We start from the raw sequence: 12,113 nt of genomic DNA on the forward strand, positions 1-12,113 counted from the left end.
CAATAAAGCGCAGGCCAGCCGACCGCCGTAGATCCTGTCAGGTTTCTAGCCCTTTTTGCCGTCGAAGAAGTCGCGGGCGTCATCGCGGGCGCCCGCAGCAGGTGCTGGGGCCGGGTTGACGGCGTCCTTCTTGGCAGGAGCCTGCTGCTCCTTGGCACCACCGGTGTCAGCGCCTTCCCCAGTGAGGTCGTGGTCAGCGTCGAAGGCAGCATTGACATCGTCATCATGGGCCGCCTGGAAATCCGCTGACCCGGTACCGTTGCCCTCCGAAAGGCCCTGGAAGCCACGGAAGACCAGCCCGGCCAGCGCCGCGCCCAACAGCGGTGCCACCCAGAAAAGCCACAGTCCTTCGATGGCCCAGGAAGAGCTGAAGAATGCCTGTGCCGTTGCCCGCGCAGGGTTGAAGGGAAGGTTGCCCAGGACCTGGCCGAATTGAAGCAGCACAACCATGGCCAGGCCCACAGCGAAGGGAGCCAAGGCAGGAATCGAACTGCGGCCGGCCGTCGCCCCCAGGAAAACTGCAACAAGCAGGGCAGAACCAAGGATCTCAACCATCAGGACGCCGGCCATCTGCGTTTGGGCCGCAGCATGTTCACCGTAGCCCGGCGCCACGACATCGAAGGCGGCGCGGGCGTCTTTCAGGACGGGGACTGTGGTGACTACAAAGTAGATCAGCGCAGCACCAACAACGCTGCCGATGAGCTGCGCCGCCAAATAGGCCACGGCGGCTACCGCCCGGATCCGGCCGGCAATCAGGTTGCCCAGGGTGATGGCCGGGTTGAAGTGTCCGCCGGACACATGCCCGAACGCCAGCATGGCCACTGTTACGGTGAGCCCGGCGGCGAGGGCCACCGGTACGGGCGCCCCGCTGGGGTTGGAGAAAATCCCGACACCCACCGCCACGACCACAATGAACATCGATCCCAAAGCTTCAGCCGACAACCGGGCAGTGAGCCCCGGTTGGTGTTCGGGTGTGGCCTGTACAGGAGAGGTCATGTCGAATGTGTCCTTAAGGTTGATCTGGATGCTGGCCATGCTGGCCCCGCAGCGTGCTGCACGCTCTTATGTACTGCTGACGACTGCCCGGCGCGTCAAGGGCGTTGGCAAAAGACAGGCCGGAAGCCGACGGCTCTTGAGCATTGTTCCAGCCGAGTCTGGGCAGTTGCTGAATCCTGCCTCCGAGCTTAGCCGCCCAAGGCTATGGCCGCGATCGCCGTACCGCCAAGGCCCATCACGGCTACAGTGCTCACCAATACCAACCGCGCGGAAGCGGCGTTGTTTCCGGCTTGGAGTTGACGTGAGCGAACCCACACCACCGAGGCCAGGACGATGGTGGCGGCGGCCGCCACCAGGGCGCAGATGCCCTGGTAGTCAAGTCCCGGGAGCCCGGCGACGACGCTGGCGGTGGATGGCTCGGACGTCAGCCAACTCCGCCAAATAAACAGGTCGACCACCACCAAAGAAATCAAGGTCCGGCGCCAGGCCAGGGTTGTTCGCTCCGGTTGGAGGCCGGGATCACGGACTTCCACACTCACGGAAATTCCTTAATCACCGGGCCACCAGGATCAGCACCGCGAAGGCGAAGGCTGCCAAGGCCACCACGATGGTCATGAACATCATGACGCGGGAGAACGGAAGAGCTTGGTCGTTGCGCATTGCCGCTTCCATCTGCCCCCACCTGCGGTAGGACAAGGCGGCCAAGCCCGCTCCAACCAGCGCCAGCAAGACGCAGAGGACCAATCGAACGGGGGTCGGCGCGATGTTCGGAGCCAACTGGTCGACAGCCACCGCCCCGGCAAGGAGCGCCAGGGAGGTGCGGATCCATGCGAGGAAGGTACGCTCATTGGCAAGCGAGAACCTGTAATCAGGTGTCTTGCCGGTCCGTCGCCAAGCAGGTTCACGCACGCAGTCTCTCCAGGGTTTCATCGGTGCCGGGCAGCTTCCCCACCATACCAGCGGGCGTTCGCGGGCACGGTAAGTTACTGGCATGAGTGTTGAACCTTCTTCCCCCGCTGCGCCGTCCTTTGCATCCCGTGTCCACGGCTCACTCTTGGGTGGAGCACTGGGCGATTCCCTTGGTTACGCCGTGGAATTCGATTCCATCGCAGCGATCCGCGCGCGCTATGGTGCTGCCGGACTGACCAGTTTTGGACAACTCGAGGGCGCAAGCCACTTTTCGGATGACACCCAGATGACGCTGTACACCGTTGACGGCCTGGTGGAAGCCCTCGAATGGGCGAACGACGGCGTGGCAGCTGATGAGATCGCCTGCCTGTGGCTCGCCTACCTGCGGTGGCTCAACACCCAGGACGTCGCTGTCTCCTCCTCCGCCCCCGTGCCCCAGCCCCGGTGGATCGATGCCCAGGAAGTGCTCCATCACCGCCGGGCACCGGGAAACGCATGCCTGAGCGGCCTGGCAACCGGTCAGATGGGTACGGTCGCCCGCCCGGTCAATCCCGACTCCAAGGGATGCGGTACGGTGATGCGCTCGGCCCCCTTCGGGCTGGTTCCCCACATCTCCCGGGAGGCTGTCTACAAGCTGAGCTCAGATGCCGCGTCCCTGACGCATGGGCACCCGTCGGCCCGCCTCAGCGCGGCGGCTTTCAGCTTGCTGATCCATCACCTCGTAGCCGGACGCGACGTCCGCAGCGCTGCCAACGAGGCACTCGACTACGTGAACGGTGTTCCCACCAAGGCCCCGGAACTCGGCGAAAGGCTGGAAGCCGCCTTGCAGTTGTCGCAGCAGTCCACCGTCCTTAACCCCGAAGACCTGACCGCACTGCTCGGCGAGGGCTGGATCGCAGAGGAGGCACTCGCCGTCGGGCTCTACTCCGTTTTGGCCACGAGCGGCAGCTCACCGGCGGACCATTTCCGCAACGCGATTGCAGTTGCCATCAACCACAGCGGCGACAGTGACTCCACCGGATCCATCGCAGGCAACATCCTGGGCGCCTTCTACGGCGAAGAATGCCTCCCGGGCGACTGGCTTGAGGCCTTGGAAGCACCCGGAGTCATCCGCGGCATGGCGGGCAGGCTCCTCGCCGTCACCACTGGCTGACGGGTACTACGTGCTGCGGAGGGTGATGTTGTTGCAGGCCTCGCAGACATCGGCCGGAATGAGGCCACGGCGTTGCAGGAAGCCGAAGATCGCGCAGCCGAGGCAAAATCCGACGAACGCTTCCAAGGACGCCGCAACGATCAGAAGCACCAGAAGGAGCCAAGCGGCCGGCTGGTAGCCGATGAAGAAGAGCACGACGGCGGCACTCGTCAAAGCGGCACCGATGCCTTGCGCGAAACGCTTCGGCGGACCGGCCACCAGCTTGGCGTGCCCGATCCGTGGTGCCAGGACCTTGACAGACAGCAGCGCCAGCGGTGAGATCCGGGGACCAAACAGGACGCGGAGCCAGAAACCTGCGGCAAGAATCACCAAACCCCAGCCCCAGCCGCTCAGCAGGGTTGCGACAGCCAGGACCACTACCAATCCGGCCGTGATGCGTGCGGCGTATTCGTTCACGGGGTTGGGAAACGCGAAAACAGTCCGCCAACCAACCCCAGGGCGCGCGAGGCGCCCAGGAACATCGGCTTTCCGGCGAACCGGTGCTGGAGGAAGTGCGGTCTTGGTCATGCCCCAAGGCTAGGAGCGCATCTCTCCAAGCGGGAAGCATTGTTGCGCAGTATGACCCTCTGCGGGTCAGGCCCCGCCCACCATTTGCAGGAACTCGCCCTCGGACACGACCTCGATCTGCTGGCCCTTTGCGTGCAGTTCCAGTACCCGCTTGGCTTTACCAGTAAGTCGTCCGGCGCGAAGGTCGCCCGCCACGAAGCCATCGCCCACTATGAGCACGGTGGTCCTTGCCGTCACCCGGCTTTCGGGGCGGGCTCCCATGTCCGCGGCCCGCGATTTGGCTTCCGGCCGCGTGATCGCGAGATCACCCGTGAAAACCACCGTCTGTCCGAACAAAGGATGCCCCGGCTCCGCAGCCGGATTGGGCAAGGGATTAGGCCCTTCCTCAGGCCAGGCCGACCATCCACTGGGTCCGCCAACGGCCCGTTCCAAGGCGCCCTCAGCGGCACTTCCCGTTTTGGCGGCGAGCGCAGAGAGGGTCGCCTTGGAAAGGCCCTGCGCGGGATCGAACGCCGGCTGCTGGGGGAGGTTAAGGCCCAGGGAAAGGTAGAGTTCGGCGATGCTGTTGGCATTGTTCCGCCGGGCGATGTCCACAAGGATACCGGCGCAGGCCCGGGCGTCCTCGGCGGCATCGTGGTGGTTTACCAATGGCACGCCAGCCTCTTCCGCGGCATAAGGTAAGGAGTTTGACACCAGCGAGTAGCAGCGCCGGGACAGCATCACCGTGCAGACGTAGTCATAGGCCGGTCCGGCAAGGCCTGATACTTCAAGACCGGAACGAATGACGCCGAGGTCGAAGGCTGCGTTGTGCGCGGCAAGGACATCGCCACCTATGAACGCGCCGATTTCCGGGAAGAGTTCACCGAACCGCGGGCGGCCGGCAACGTCCTCAGCGCGGATGCCGTGGATGCGGGTGTTGTGGAACTCAAAGTGATCGTGGTTCTCCGGAGGGCGCATCAGCCAGGACGCTTCCTCCACTACGACCCCGCCGCGGACTTTGCTGAGGCCTACCGAACACGGCGACCCCCGGAAGCCGTTGGCTGTTTCAAAGTCGATCGCCGTAAAGTCCAATGCCACTGGACAAGGTTACAGCCGAAAAAGGCCGCCCCTTCCGATTTGCGCGGTGGGGCGGCCCTTCCGGCCTGCATTGTGGTCAACGCGACATTTCTGTGCCTACGGGGTGGCCCTGCGCAGGGTTGTGTAGGAACCTGCTGCCAGGACGATGCACAGGAGCGCAGCCCAACCGCTGATGGTGAGCGGCGTCTGCTGGGCGAACCAAGCCCCTATCAGACCCCACCACTGAAGCAAGGTGGACAACGCGGCTATACCAATCAGGACCAGCCCGGTTCCGAGGGTTGAGATCAAGGTCCCGGTTGTCCCCCAACGTTTGAAAATGGTGGCGAACCAGAATCCGATGATGAACATGAACATCATCACTACGAAAAAGAACGCTGCGGTGGAGTACCACGGCCCGTCTGTTACCCACGGGATCTTGAAGAAGTATCCGTAAACACCCCAACCGTTGGTGGCCGCTTCAATGACGCCGCCCAGAAGGTACAGCCCTGTCATTCCGAGTGCAATGAGGGAAAAGAGTCCCAACGTTCCCAGGTAGAACGCCTTGCGGCTGATGCTCAGGCCCTGGGAGAAGGGAAACACCAAGGTCATGCTTTGGATCCCCAGCACCAGGAAGTACCACATGGGGGCCTGGCTTCCGCCGCCGTATTTGCCTTCCTGGACCGGGATCAGGGCGAAGATGGCCAGCGACATCAGGAAGGAAGCCGCGAGGATGGTCAGTGGCCATCCGATATAAGTCCACTTATTGATCAGCTGCATCCGCGCAACTGCTACTGTCCTGCTCATCGCCTGGCCTCCATCGTGTCATCGGCGAAATCTCCAATACCTGTTCCTGTTGCTCCCGTCCCGGCCATGGTCTTGCGGACCACCAATTGCTGCAGGGAAACGGGCGACAGTTCCAGGCCCAACTCCTGCGCTTCGGTTCGCTCGCGGCTGCTAAGGGCCTCATCCACCGTCACAGAAGCCAGGGACCCCAGCGTTTCGCGGTGCAGGATCCTGCGGCCGGCCAGGAATGCATCCACCTTGTCCGCTGATCCCGAAACGGTGACGGCCGAACCGCGGATCTCGTCGGCATCTGCGTCCATGATGATCCGCCCCCGGTCGATGACCACCACATGCTCCAGGAGGTTGGCCACCTCGTCGATCAGGTGCGAGGACAGGATGATGGTGCGCGGGTGCTCCGCATAGTCCTCCACCAGGCGGTCGTAGAACATCTGGCGGGCGACAGCGTCGAGCCCCAGGTATGGCTCGTCGAAGAACGTCAGTTCCGCGCGCGAGGCCAGACCTATGATGACGCCGACGGCGGACAACTGACCGCGCGAGAGCTTCTTGATCCGGCGCTTGACGGGGAGCTGGAAGTCCTCGGCCAACCGGTCGGCGAAGTCCTGGTCCCAGTTCTTGTAAAACAGGGCTGCGGATCGGAAGGCGTGCTGGGGCTGGAAGTCATCTGGATATTTCTGCGACTCCCGGATGAAACAGAGCCGGGACAGCACGGCATCGTTCTCATATGCACTGGCCCCAAAGACCAGGGCATCGCCCGAGGTCGCGAAAGCCTGGGCGGTCAGGATGGACATCAATGTGGTCTTGCCCGCGCCGTTGCGTCCGAGCAATCCGTAGATACGGTTTGCCGAGAGCCGCAGGTTGACGTTGTCCAGCGCGTTGAGGTCTTTGTAGTGCTTGTTCAGGTTACGGGCCTCGACGATGGTGTCGTTCACAGGGCCGCGCTCCTTTCCTTGTCTGTCCCTGATTCCGGGGCAAGCCCGGAGTTGCGTTCAATCATGGTGTTCAGCTGCTCCGCCGAAATGCCCAGCTTCCGGGCTTCCAGTGCAAGCGGCTTGACGTACTGCTCCACAAACTCTTCGGTGCGGCGCGCGATCAACTGGGCGCGGGCTCCTGTTGCAACAAACATCCCTATCCCCCTGCGTTTGTAGAGAATCCCTGCATCCACGAGCAGATTGACACCCTTGGCAGCCGTTGCCGGGTTGATGCGATGGAAAGCGGCAAACTCATTGGTGGAGGGCACCTGGGACTCCTCGGCCATGGTGCCGTCCACAATTCCGTTCTCGATGAGTTCGGCGATCTGCAGGAAGATCGGCTTGGTGTCGTCAATCACGAGCACCTCCGCCTAACTGGTTCATTACTCATGTAACTAACCATACAAGCAACGAAGCAAGAGTCAAGGGTTCTTCCCCGAAAATCACGACGACGGCCGTCAAGTAGGCTTGATGGGTGATCTTTTCTGCGATAAACGACCTTGCCGTATCCACTTTCGGGGGCGCGGGACCGGTTCAGCCCTCCATGGCTTCGTTCCTGCCGGACTGGTTGAACCCCGACGTATTCCTCCGCGACTCACCGCTGGGACCGTGGGTGGTCCTCCTGGTCTGCGCCATTGTTTTTGCAGAAACAGGCCTCCTGGTGGGCTTCTTCCTGCCAGGCGATTCGATGCTGTTCACGGCGGGGCTGCTGGTCTCCACCGGCGCCATCGAATTCAACCTGTGGGCCATGTGCGGCATGATCATCGTGGCTGCCATCATCGGTAACCAGACCGGCTATCTCATTGGATCGAAGGCCGGCCCGGCCATCTTCAACAAGCCGGATTCACGGCTTTTCAAGAAGGAAAATGTGGAGAGCGCCCATGCGTTCTTCGAAAAGCACGGCGGCAAGGCGTTGATCCTGGCGCGCTTCGTTCCCATCATCCGCACTTTCGTGCCGGTGATCGTGGGCGTTGCGCAGATGGATAAGCGAAAGTTCTTCCTCTTCAACGTCATCGGTGCCGTCCTCTGGGGCGGCGGCGTTACCCTGCTCGGCGCATGGCTTGGCCAGTTCGAGTGGGTTGGAAACAACATCGACATTATCTTCATTGTCATCGTCCTGATCTCGGTCATCCCGATCTTCATTGAAATCGGCCGTGGATTCGTGGCCAAGCGCAAGGCGGCAGCAGCAGGAACAGACCCTGTTGAAGAGTTCATCGAGGAACACGAGGGCGGCAAGCACGGCGAGCACTGAGGCTCACCGCGCAAGTACGGCAAAGGCACCCCGCATTGCGGGGTGCCTTTTGCGTCAGGAGGAAACTAGTTCGAGCCGGACTCGGACAACGCCTCCACGATTGCGGGCAGCAAAGCACGGAATGCCTGTCCGCGGTGGCTGATGGCGTTCTTCTCCCCAGAGCTCAGCTCGGCACAGCTGCGGTCCATCCCGGCCGGCTGCAGTACGGGGTCGTAGCCGAAGCCACCTTCGCCGCGGGGTTCACGGAGGAGCGTGCCCTCCAGCTGGCCATACTCCACAGTCTCGCGGGCTATGCCATCGGGACCCGGCACAGCCAAAGCGGCAGCACAGACGAAGGCTGCCCCCCTGAACGGATTAGGAACATCGGAGAGCTGGGCCAGGAGCAGGTTCAGGTTGGCGGCATCGTCCCCGTGGGTTCCGGACCATCGAGCCGAGAAGATACCGGGAGCGCCGCCCAGGACATCAACGGCCAGTCCGGAATCATCGGCAATGGCTATCAGGCCTGTCGCCTCAGCCACGGCCCGGGCTTTGAGGAGTGAGTTTTCGGCAAACGTAACACCGGTTTCCGCTACATCCGGGGCGCCTGCCGCGGCGGCGTCCACCACCTGGGTATCGACGTCGAGCCCTGGAACCTGGCCCCGCAGCAGTTCGCGGAGTTCCTTCAGCTTGCCCTTGTTGTGGGTTGCCAGGACAAGCCGGGGCTCCGCTGTAGGCACTGTGGCGCTCACGGGGCCTCAGCCAGGGTTTCGCGCTGGATGGCTGACAGTTGCGTGGTGCCCAGCAAGGCGAGGTCAAGCAGGGCGTTGAGCTCGTCGCGATCGAAGGGAGCACCTTCAGCCGTTCCCTGGACTTCAACAAACTTCCCTGATCCGGTCACCACCACATTCATGTCCGTTTCCGCACGAACATCTTCCACGTACGGCAGGTCAAGCATGGGTACGCCGTCGATGATGCCCACGGAAACAGCTGCAATAGTGTCCACCAGCGGCTCGGCGTTCCGAGCGATGAGCTTGTTCTCGCGGGCGAAACGTATGGCTTCCGCGAGGGCAACGTAGGCGCCGGTGATCGCAGCGGTGCGGGTGCCGCCGTCGGCCTGCAGGACGTCGCAGTCCAGGACGATCGTGTTCTCGCCGAGCGCCTTGGTATCAATGATGGAGCGAAGGGAACGGCCGATCAGGCGTGAAATCTCATGGGTGCGTCCGCCGATCTTGCCCTTGACGGACTCACGGTCCGAGCGGGTGTTCGTGGCACGGGGAAGCATGGCGTACTCTGCAGTAACCCAGCCGCGGCCTTCGCCCTTGAGCCACCGCGGCACGCCCTCGGTCAGCGAAGCTGTGCACAGTACCCGGGTGTTGCCGAACTCGATCAGCGCCGAACCTTCGGCCTGCTTGGACCATCCGCGGGTGATGCTGATGGGACGCAGTTGGTCAGGTGTCCGGCCATCGGCGCGGATGACGGGTGTGGCTGTAGCTTCAGAAGTCATGGTTCAAGCTTAGCCAAGCCAGGGGCACCTCCCGACGCCGATCCCACGCTAGATCGTGTAGTGGACTCCGGCGACGGCTACTGCCACGTCTCCGGCGAAGACCGGTTTTGCCTCGGACAACACCTTGGTCTGTGAGGTCCATACAGGAATGTGGGTGAGGAGGAGCCGTTTGGCGCCGGCATTGCTTGCGGCTTCGCCTGCACGCTTTCCTGTCAGGTGGACGTCCTTGATGTCATCGTCCCGGCCTTCCTCGAACGCTGCCTCGCAGAGGAACAGATCAGAGCCCTTGGCCGCATCTTCGAGTCCCTGGCACGAATCAGTGTCGCCGGAGTAGGTCAGGATCTTGGTCACGGGGACACCGTCTTTACCGGGTTCGGTGGCCGTTACGCGCAAGGCGTAGGCCTCTTCCACCGGGTGGTTGACGGCATACGGAGTCACAGTGAACGGACCCACGGTGACAGGTTTGAGTTCGGCCCAGTGCGTGAAGTCGAATTCCTCATGCATTCCAGGATCCAGGTCCAGTCCATACGCCGTAGCCATCCGGTCCGCCGTCGCCGCGGGTCCCCATACCGGGAGCCTGTCCCGTCCCCATCCCCCGGGCTTCCAGCGGACGGCCACATGGAGTCCGCAGAGGTCCATGCAATGGTCCGGATGAAGGTGGGTGAGGAATATCGCGTCAATGTCTTCAAGGTCGGTGTACCGCTGGATTGCTCCCAGTGCTCCGCTGCCGAGGTCCATGACGATCTTCCACTCGCGTTCGCCGTCGTGCGCCGTCACCAAATAGCACGACGCCGGCGAGCCGGGACCGGGGAAGGAACCGGTGCAGCCCACGATGGTCAGCTTCACAGTCCACGCCCCAGGGTTGTGCCTGCACTGCCATTAAGGCCGCGGTCCGGCTGTACGAAATACGAGCGGCGGGACAACCCGGTCCCTGACCGTGCGGCTTCCAGCATCTCGGGCGTGATGCGGGCCAGGCTGCCTGTGGGGTACTGCGCCGCTACATGGTCCACATGCTTCACGGAGAGCACTTCCGGCCCCAGGAAACGCCGGGCAAGTGTCTCGAATTGGGCGGCATCGCCGGTGGCAATGAACTCGTGGCTCGGCGTGGTGGACTCCGTCCGCTGGATGCCATGGGTTGCCAAGGCCCGATAAACGTCCTTGGCGGTCTCCTCGGCGCTGGACACCAAGGTAACGTCCTCACCCATCACATAGGAGATCACACCGGTCAGCAGCGGGTAGTGGGTGCATCCCAGAACCACCGTGTCCACGCCGGCGTGCTTGAGCGGTTCCAAGTATTCGTTGGCGGCGGCAAGCAGGTCCGGGCCGGTGGTGATCCCCGCCTCCACAAAGTTCACGAACGCCGGGCAAGCCACGGAGGTGATGGTGAGGTCCGGGGCTGCAGCAAACGTGTCCTCGTAGGCACGCGATCCCACGGTGGCCGAGGTCCCGATGACGCCGATCCGGCCTGAACGCGTAGCCGAGACAGCCCGCCGCACTGCAGGCTGGATCACTTCGATGACCGGGATGCCATAGCGGGCCGTGTAGCGTTCCCTGGCGTCCCGGAGCACAGCCGCCGATGCCGAATTGCAGGCGATGGTCAGCAACTTCACACCCGAGTCCACTAATTCATCCATGACGCCCAAGGCGTTTGCACGTACCTCGGCGATGGGAAGTGGACCATAGGGGCCATTGGCCGTGTCACCGACGTAAAGGATCGATTCGTTGGGGAGCTGATCGATGATGGAGCGCGCTACGGTCAACCCGCCCACTCCGGAGTCGAAAATGCCGATCGGGCGAGTCCCGACAAGTTCTCCCGTGCTGGTGGGGGCGTCACTGTCCAGGGCGCCGTTGGGTGAACCCGATGCTGAAGTCATGATTATTCGAGAATAAGGCTTCCCCTGGTGCGCGGCCATTACCTGTGGCCTCCGCCTCGTGTCTGATGTGTCACAAGGCGGGAGCACGGCCCGGCCGTCCGGATCAGGATTTCGCCTGCCTTGCGGCCATCATGGCCTGCACCAGGGACTCCTGCAGCCACGTAGTGAAGTTGTAGACCAAGGCCAAGTAGCTCTCCACATCCTCCGCTTGGCTCCAGTCCTGCATGCTGTGAATGTGTTCCGCGTCCGCTTCGTCCCGAATGTCCAGGCGTTCGGCCAGGACCAGGCGGACATCGTTCAACGCCATGGACCATCGAGTGGCGTCTTCAGGGGTCAGGACCAGCTCGTCTTTATCCAGACCCATGGCCGCAGCCCTCAGGGCGCCAATCTTGTTTTCCCGCACAGAGCGTTCGGTGAGCTGCCGGAACTCCAGCGAGCCGCCGTCGTCGTCCTTCATGACGTTGGGCAAAAGCCGCAGCAAGGCGCGGTCGCTGGGCTGCTTGACGTCCATGTCCAGCCCGATAAGTGCCGCCAACGGGTCCTCGTTCTGGCGTACGTCCTGCTCCAGCATGGAAATGACGTCGTCCAACAACCCGCGCAGGAGGTCGCGCTCGGCGGGCTCGAGGAATCCGGTGATGCCCTTGAGTCCGTACTTGAATGCCTTAGCCACGCTGTCGGCCGCCCTTTCCGGGTGTTTCGTTGCCGCTCGCAGCCTTCTCCACAGTGGCCCACAGGCCAAAACCGTGCATGGCCACCGCGTGCTGCTCCACTTGTTCCTTGCTGCCGTGGGCCACGATGGACCGGCCCTTTTTGTGGACCTCCATCATGAGCTTGTGGGCTTTGGACTCGGAATACCCGAAGTAACTCTGGAAAACAAAGCTCACGTAGCTCATCAGATTCACGGGATCATTCCAGATCACAAGGTTCCACGGGATATCAGGGGCTGTCAGGACATCGGTGGCGGACTGCTCTGCAGCTTTGGTCCGCTCATCGATGTCCGTGCCATACGCAACGCTAGGGCTCATCTGTCCATTCTATGGCGGCTCGCACT

The 12,113-nt window shown here is 62.6% G+C and carries 16 protein-coding genes; 2 read left to right on the forward strand and 14 right to left on the reverse strand.

What is annotated here, in order from left to right; genetic code table 11:
* Positions 1–45 precede the first annotated feature (45 nt).
* From ABIE35_RS10985 to ABIE35_RS10995, 3 genes are all read right to left on the reverse strand, one after another.
* The gene (locus ABIE35_RS10985; RefSeq protein WP_354514861.1) at positions 46–996 is read right to left on the reverse strand and encodes an aquaporin; all 951 of its coding nucleotides are present in this window, start codon (positions 994–996) and stop codon (positions 46–48) included.
* A 188-nt stretch (positions 997–1,184) separates the two neighbouring features.
* Entirely contained in the window at positions 1,185–1,535 is a 351-nt protein-coding gene (locus tag ABIE35_RS10990; RefSeq protein WP_354514863.1) for a DUF202 domain-containing protein, read from the reverse strand.
* A 13-nt stretch (positions 1,536–1,548) separates the two neighbouring features.
* The gene (locus ABIE35_RS10995) at positions 1,549–1,905 is read right to left on the reverse strand and encodes a YidH family protein (RefSeq protein ID WP_207593876.1); all 357 of its coding nucleotides are present in this window, start codon (positions 1,903–1,905) and stop codon (positions 1,549–1,551) included.
* 82 nt (positions 1,906–1,987) lie between these two features.
* On the opposite strand from ABIE35_RS10995, the gene ABIE35_RS11000 reads away from it, so the two are divergent.
* The gene (locus tag ABIE35_RS11000; protein ID WP_354514865.1) at positions 1,988–3,058 is read left to right on the forward strand and encodes an ADP-ribosylglycohydrolase family protein; all 1,071 of its coding nucleotides are present in this window, start codon (positions 1,988–1,990) and stop codon (positions 3,056–3,058) included.
* Between the two features lie 6 nt (positions 3,059–3,064).
* On the opposite strand, the gene ABIE35_RS11005 is transcribed toward ABIE35_RS11000, so the two are convergent.
* From ABIE35_RS11005 to ABIE35_RS11025, 5 genes are all read right to left on the reverse strand, one after another.
* The gene (locus ABIE35_RS11005; protein ID WP_354514867.1) at positions 3,065–3,625 is read right to left on the reverse strand and encodes a DUF4395 domain-containing protein; all 561 of its coding nucleotides are present in this window, start codon (positions 3,623–3,625) and stop codon (positions 3,065–3,067) included.
* Between the two features lie 66 nt (positions 3,626–3,691).
* On the reverse strand, positions 3,692–4,702 hold the full coding sequence (locus tag ABIE35_RS11010) for a 3'-5' exonuclease (protein ID WP_089595510.1): 1,011 nt from the start codon (positions 4,700–4,702) through the stop codon (positions 3,692–3,694).
* 96 nt (positions 4,703–4,798) lie between these two features.
* On the reverse strand, positions 4,799–5,485 hold the full coding sequence (locus ABIE35_RS11015) for a hypothetical protein (RefSeq protein ID WP_354514869.1): 687 nt from the start codon (positions 5,483–5,485) through the stop codon (positions 4,799–4,801).
* Positions 5,482–6,414: an ABC transporter ATP-binding protein gene (locus tag ABIE35_RS11020; protein WP_354514871.1), complete on the reverse strand. Its 933-nt coding sequence runs from the start codon at positions 6,412–6,414 to the stop codon at positions 5,482–5,484. The genes ABIE35_RS11015 and ABIE35_RS11020 overlap by 4 nt, the downstream gene beginning before the upstream one ends.
* Complete coding sequence (locus tag ABIE35_RS11025) at positions 6,411–6,812, reverse strand: GntR family transcriptional regulator (protein WP_354514873.1); 402 nt, start codon at positions 6,810–6,812, stop codon at positions 6,411–6,413. Before ABIE35_RS11025 ends, ABIE35_RS11020 begins: the two co-directional genes overlap by 4 nt.
* 131 nt (positions 6,813–6,943) lie before the next feature.
* On the opposite strand from ABIE35_RS11025, the gene ABIE35_RS11030 reads away from it, so the two are divergent.
* Positions 6,944–7,705: a DedA family protein gene (locus tag ABIE35_RS11030; RefSeq protein WP_198318480.1), complete on the forward strand. Its 762-nt coding sequence runs from the start codon at positions 6,944–6,946 to the stop codon at positions 7,703–7,705.
* A 65-nt stretch (positions 7,706–7,770) separates the two neighbouring features.
* Here ABIE35_RS11030 and rdgB read toward each other — a convergent pair whose 3' ends face one another.
* The 6 genes from rdgB to clpS form a co-directional block, all read right to left on the reverse strand.
* Positions 7,771–8,433 (reverse strand): RdgB/HAM1 family non-canonical purine NTP pyrophosphatase, encoded by a 663-nt coding sequence (rdgB, locus tag ABIE35_RS11035; RefSeq protein WP_354514875.1) that lies wholly within the window; start codon positions 8,431–8,433, stop codon positions 7,771–7,773.
* Positions 8,430–9,188 (reverse strand): ribonuclease PH, encoded by a 759-nt coding sequence (gene rph, locus ABIE35_RS11040; RefSeq protein WP_011775233.1) that lies wholly within the window; start codon positions 9,186–9,188, stop codon positions 8,430–8,432. Before rph ends, rdgB begins: the two co-directional genes overlap by 4 nt.
* 48 nt (positions 9,189–9,236) lie before the next feature.
* Positions 9,237–10,034: an MBL fold metallo-hydrolase gene (locus tag ABIE35_RS11045; RefSeq protein ID WP_354514878.1), complete on the reverse strand. Its 798-nt coding sequence runs from the start codon at positions 10,032–10,034 to the stop codon at positions 9,237–9,239.
* Positions 10,031–11,062, reverse strand: a complete 1,032-nt coding sequence (gene murI, locus ABIE35_RS11050) for a glutamate racemase (protein WP_502921381.1) — start codon at positions 11,060–11,062, stop codon at positions 10,031–10,033. Before murI ends, ABIE35_RS11045 begins: the two co-directional genes overlap by 4 nt.
* A gap of 103 nt (positions 11,063–11,165) precedes the next feature.
* Positions 11,166–11,732 carry a DUF2017 domain-containing protein gene (locus tag ABIE35_RS11055; protein ID WP_089595515.1) on the reverse strand — a complete coding sequence of 189 codons (567 nt, stop codon included), beginning with the start codon at positions 11,730–11,732 and terminating at the stop codon, positions 11,166–11,168.
* Positions 11,725–12,087 (reverse strand): ATP-dependent Clp protease adapter ClpS, encoded by a 363-nt coding sequence (gene clpS, locus ABIE35_RS11060; RefSeq protein WP_026540162.1) that lies wholly within the window; start codon positions 12,085–12,087, stop codon positions 11,725–11,727. The genes ABIE35_RS11055 and clpS overlap by 8 nt, the downstream gene beginning before the upstream one ends.
* Positions 12,088–12,113: the final 26 nt, after the last annotated feature.

This window comes from Paenarthrobacter sp. 4246 (assembly GCF_040546855.1).
In the GTDB taxonomy this organism is placed as follows: domain Bacteria; phylum Actinomycetota; class Actinomycetes; order Actinomycetales; family Micrococcaceae; genus Arthrobacter.

Coding starts and splice junctions, on each gene's coding strand:
- ABIE35_RS11015 (WP_354514869.1), bottom strand. CDS start 5,485: ATGAGCAGGACAGTAGCAGTTGCGCGGATGCAGCTGATCAATAAGTGG.
- murI (WP_502921381.1), bottom strand. CDS start 11,062: ATGACTTCAGCATCGGGTTCACCCAACGGCGCCCTGGACAGTGACGCC.
- rph (WP_011775233.1), bottom strand. CDS start 9,188: ATGACTTCTGAAGCTACAGCCACACCCGTCATCCGCGCCGATGGCCGG.
- ABIE35_RS11000 (WP_354514865.1), top strand. CDS start 1,988: ATGAGTGTTGAACCTTCTTCCCCCGCTGCGCCGTCCTTTGCATCCCGT.
- ABIE35_RS10985 (WP_354514861.1), bottom strand. CDS start 996: ATGACCTCTCCTGTACAGGCCACACCCGAACACCAACCGGGGCTCACT.
- clpS (WP_026540162.1), bottom strand. CDS start 12,087: ATGAGCCCTAGCGTTGCGTATGGCACGGACATCGATGAGCGGACCAAA.
- ABIE35_RS11005 (WP_354514867.1), bottom strand. CDS start 3,625: ATGACCAAGACCGCACTTCCTCCAGCACCGGTTCGCCGGAAAGCCGAT.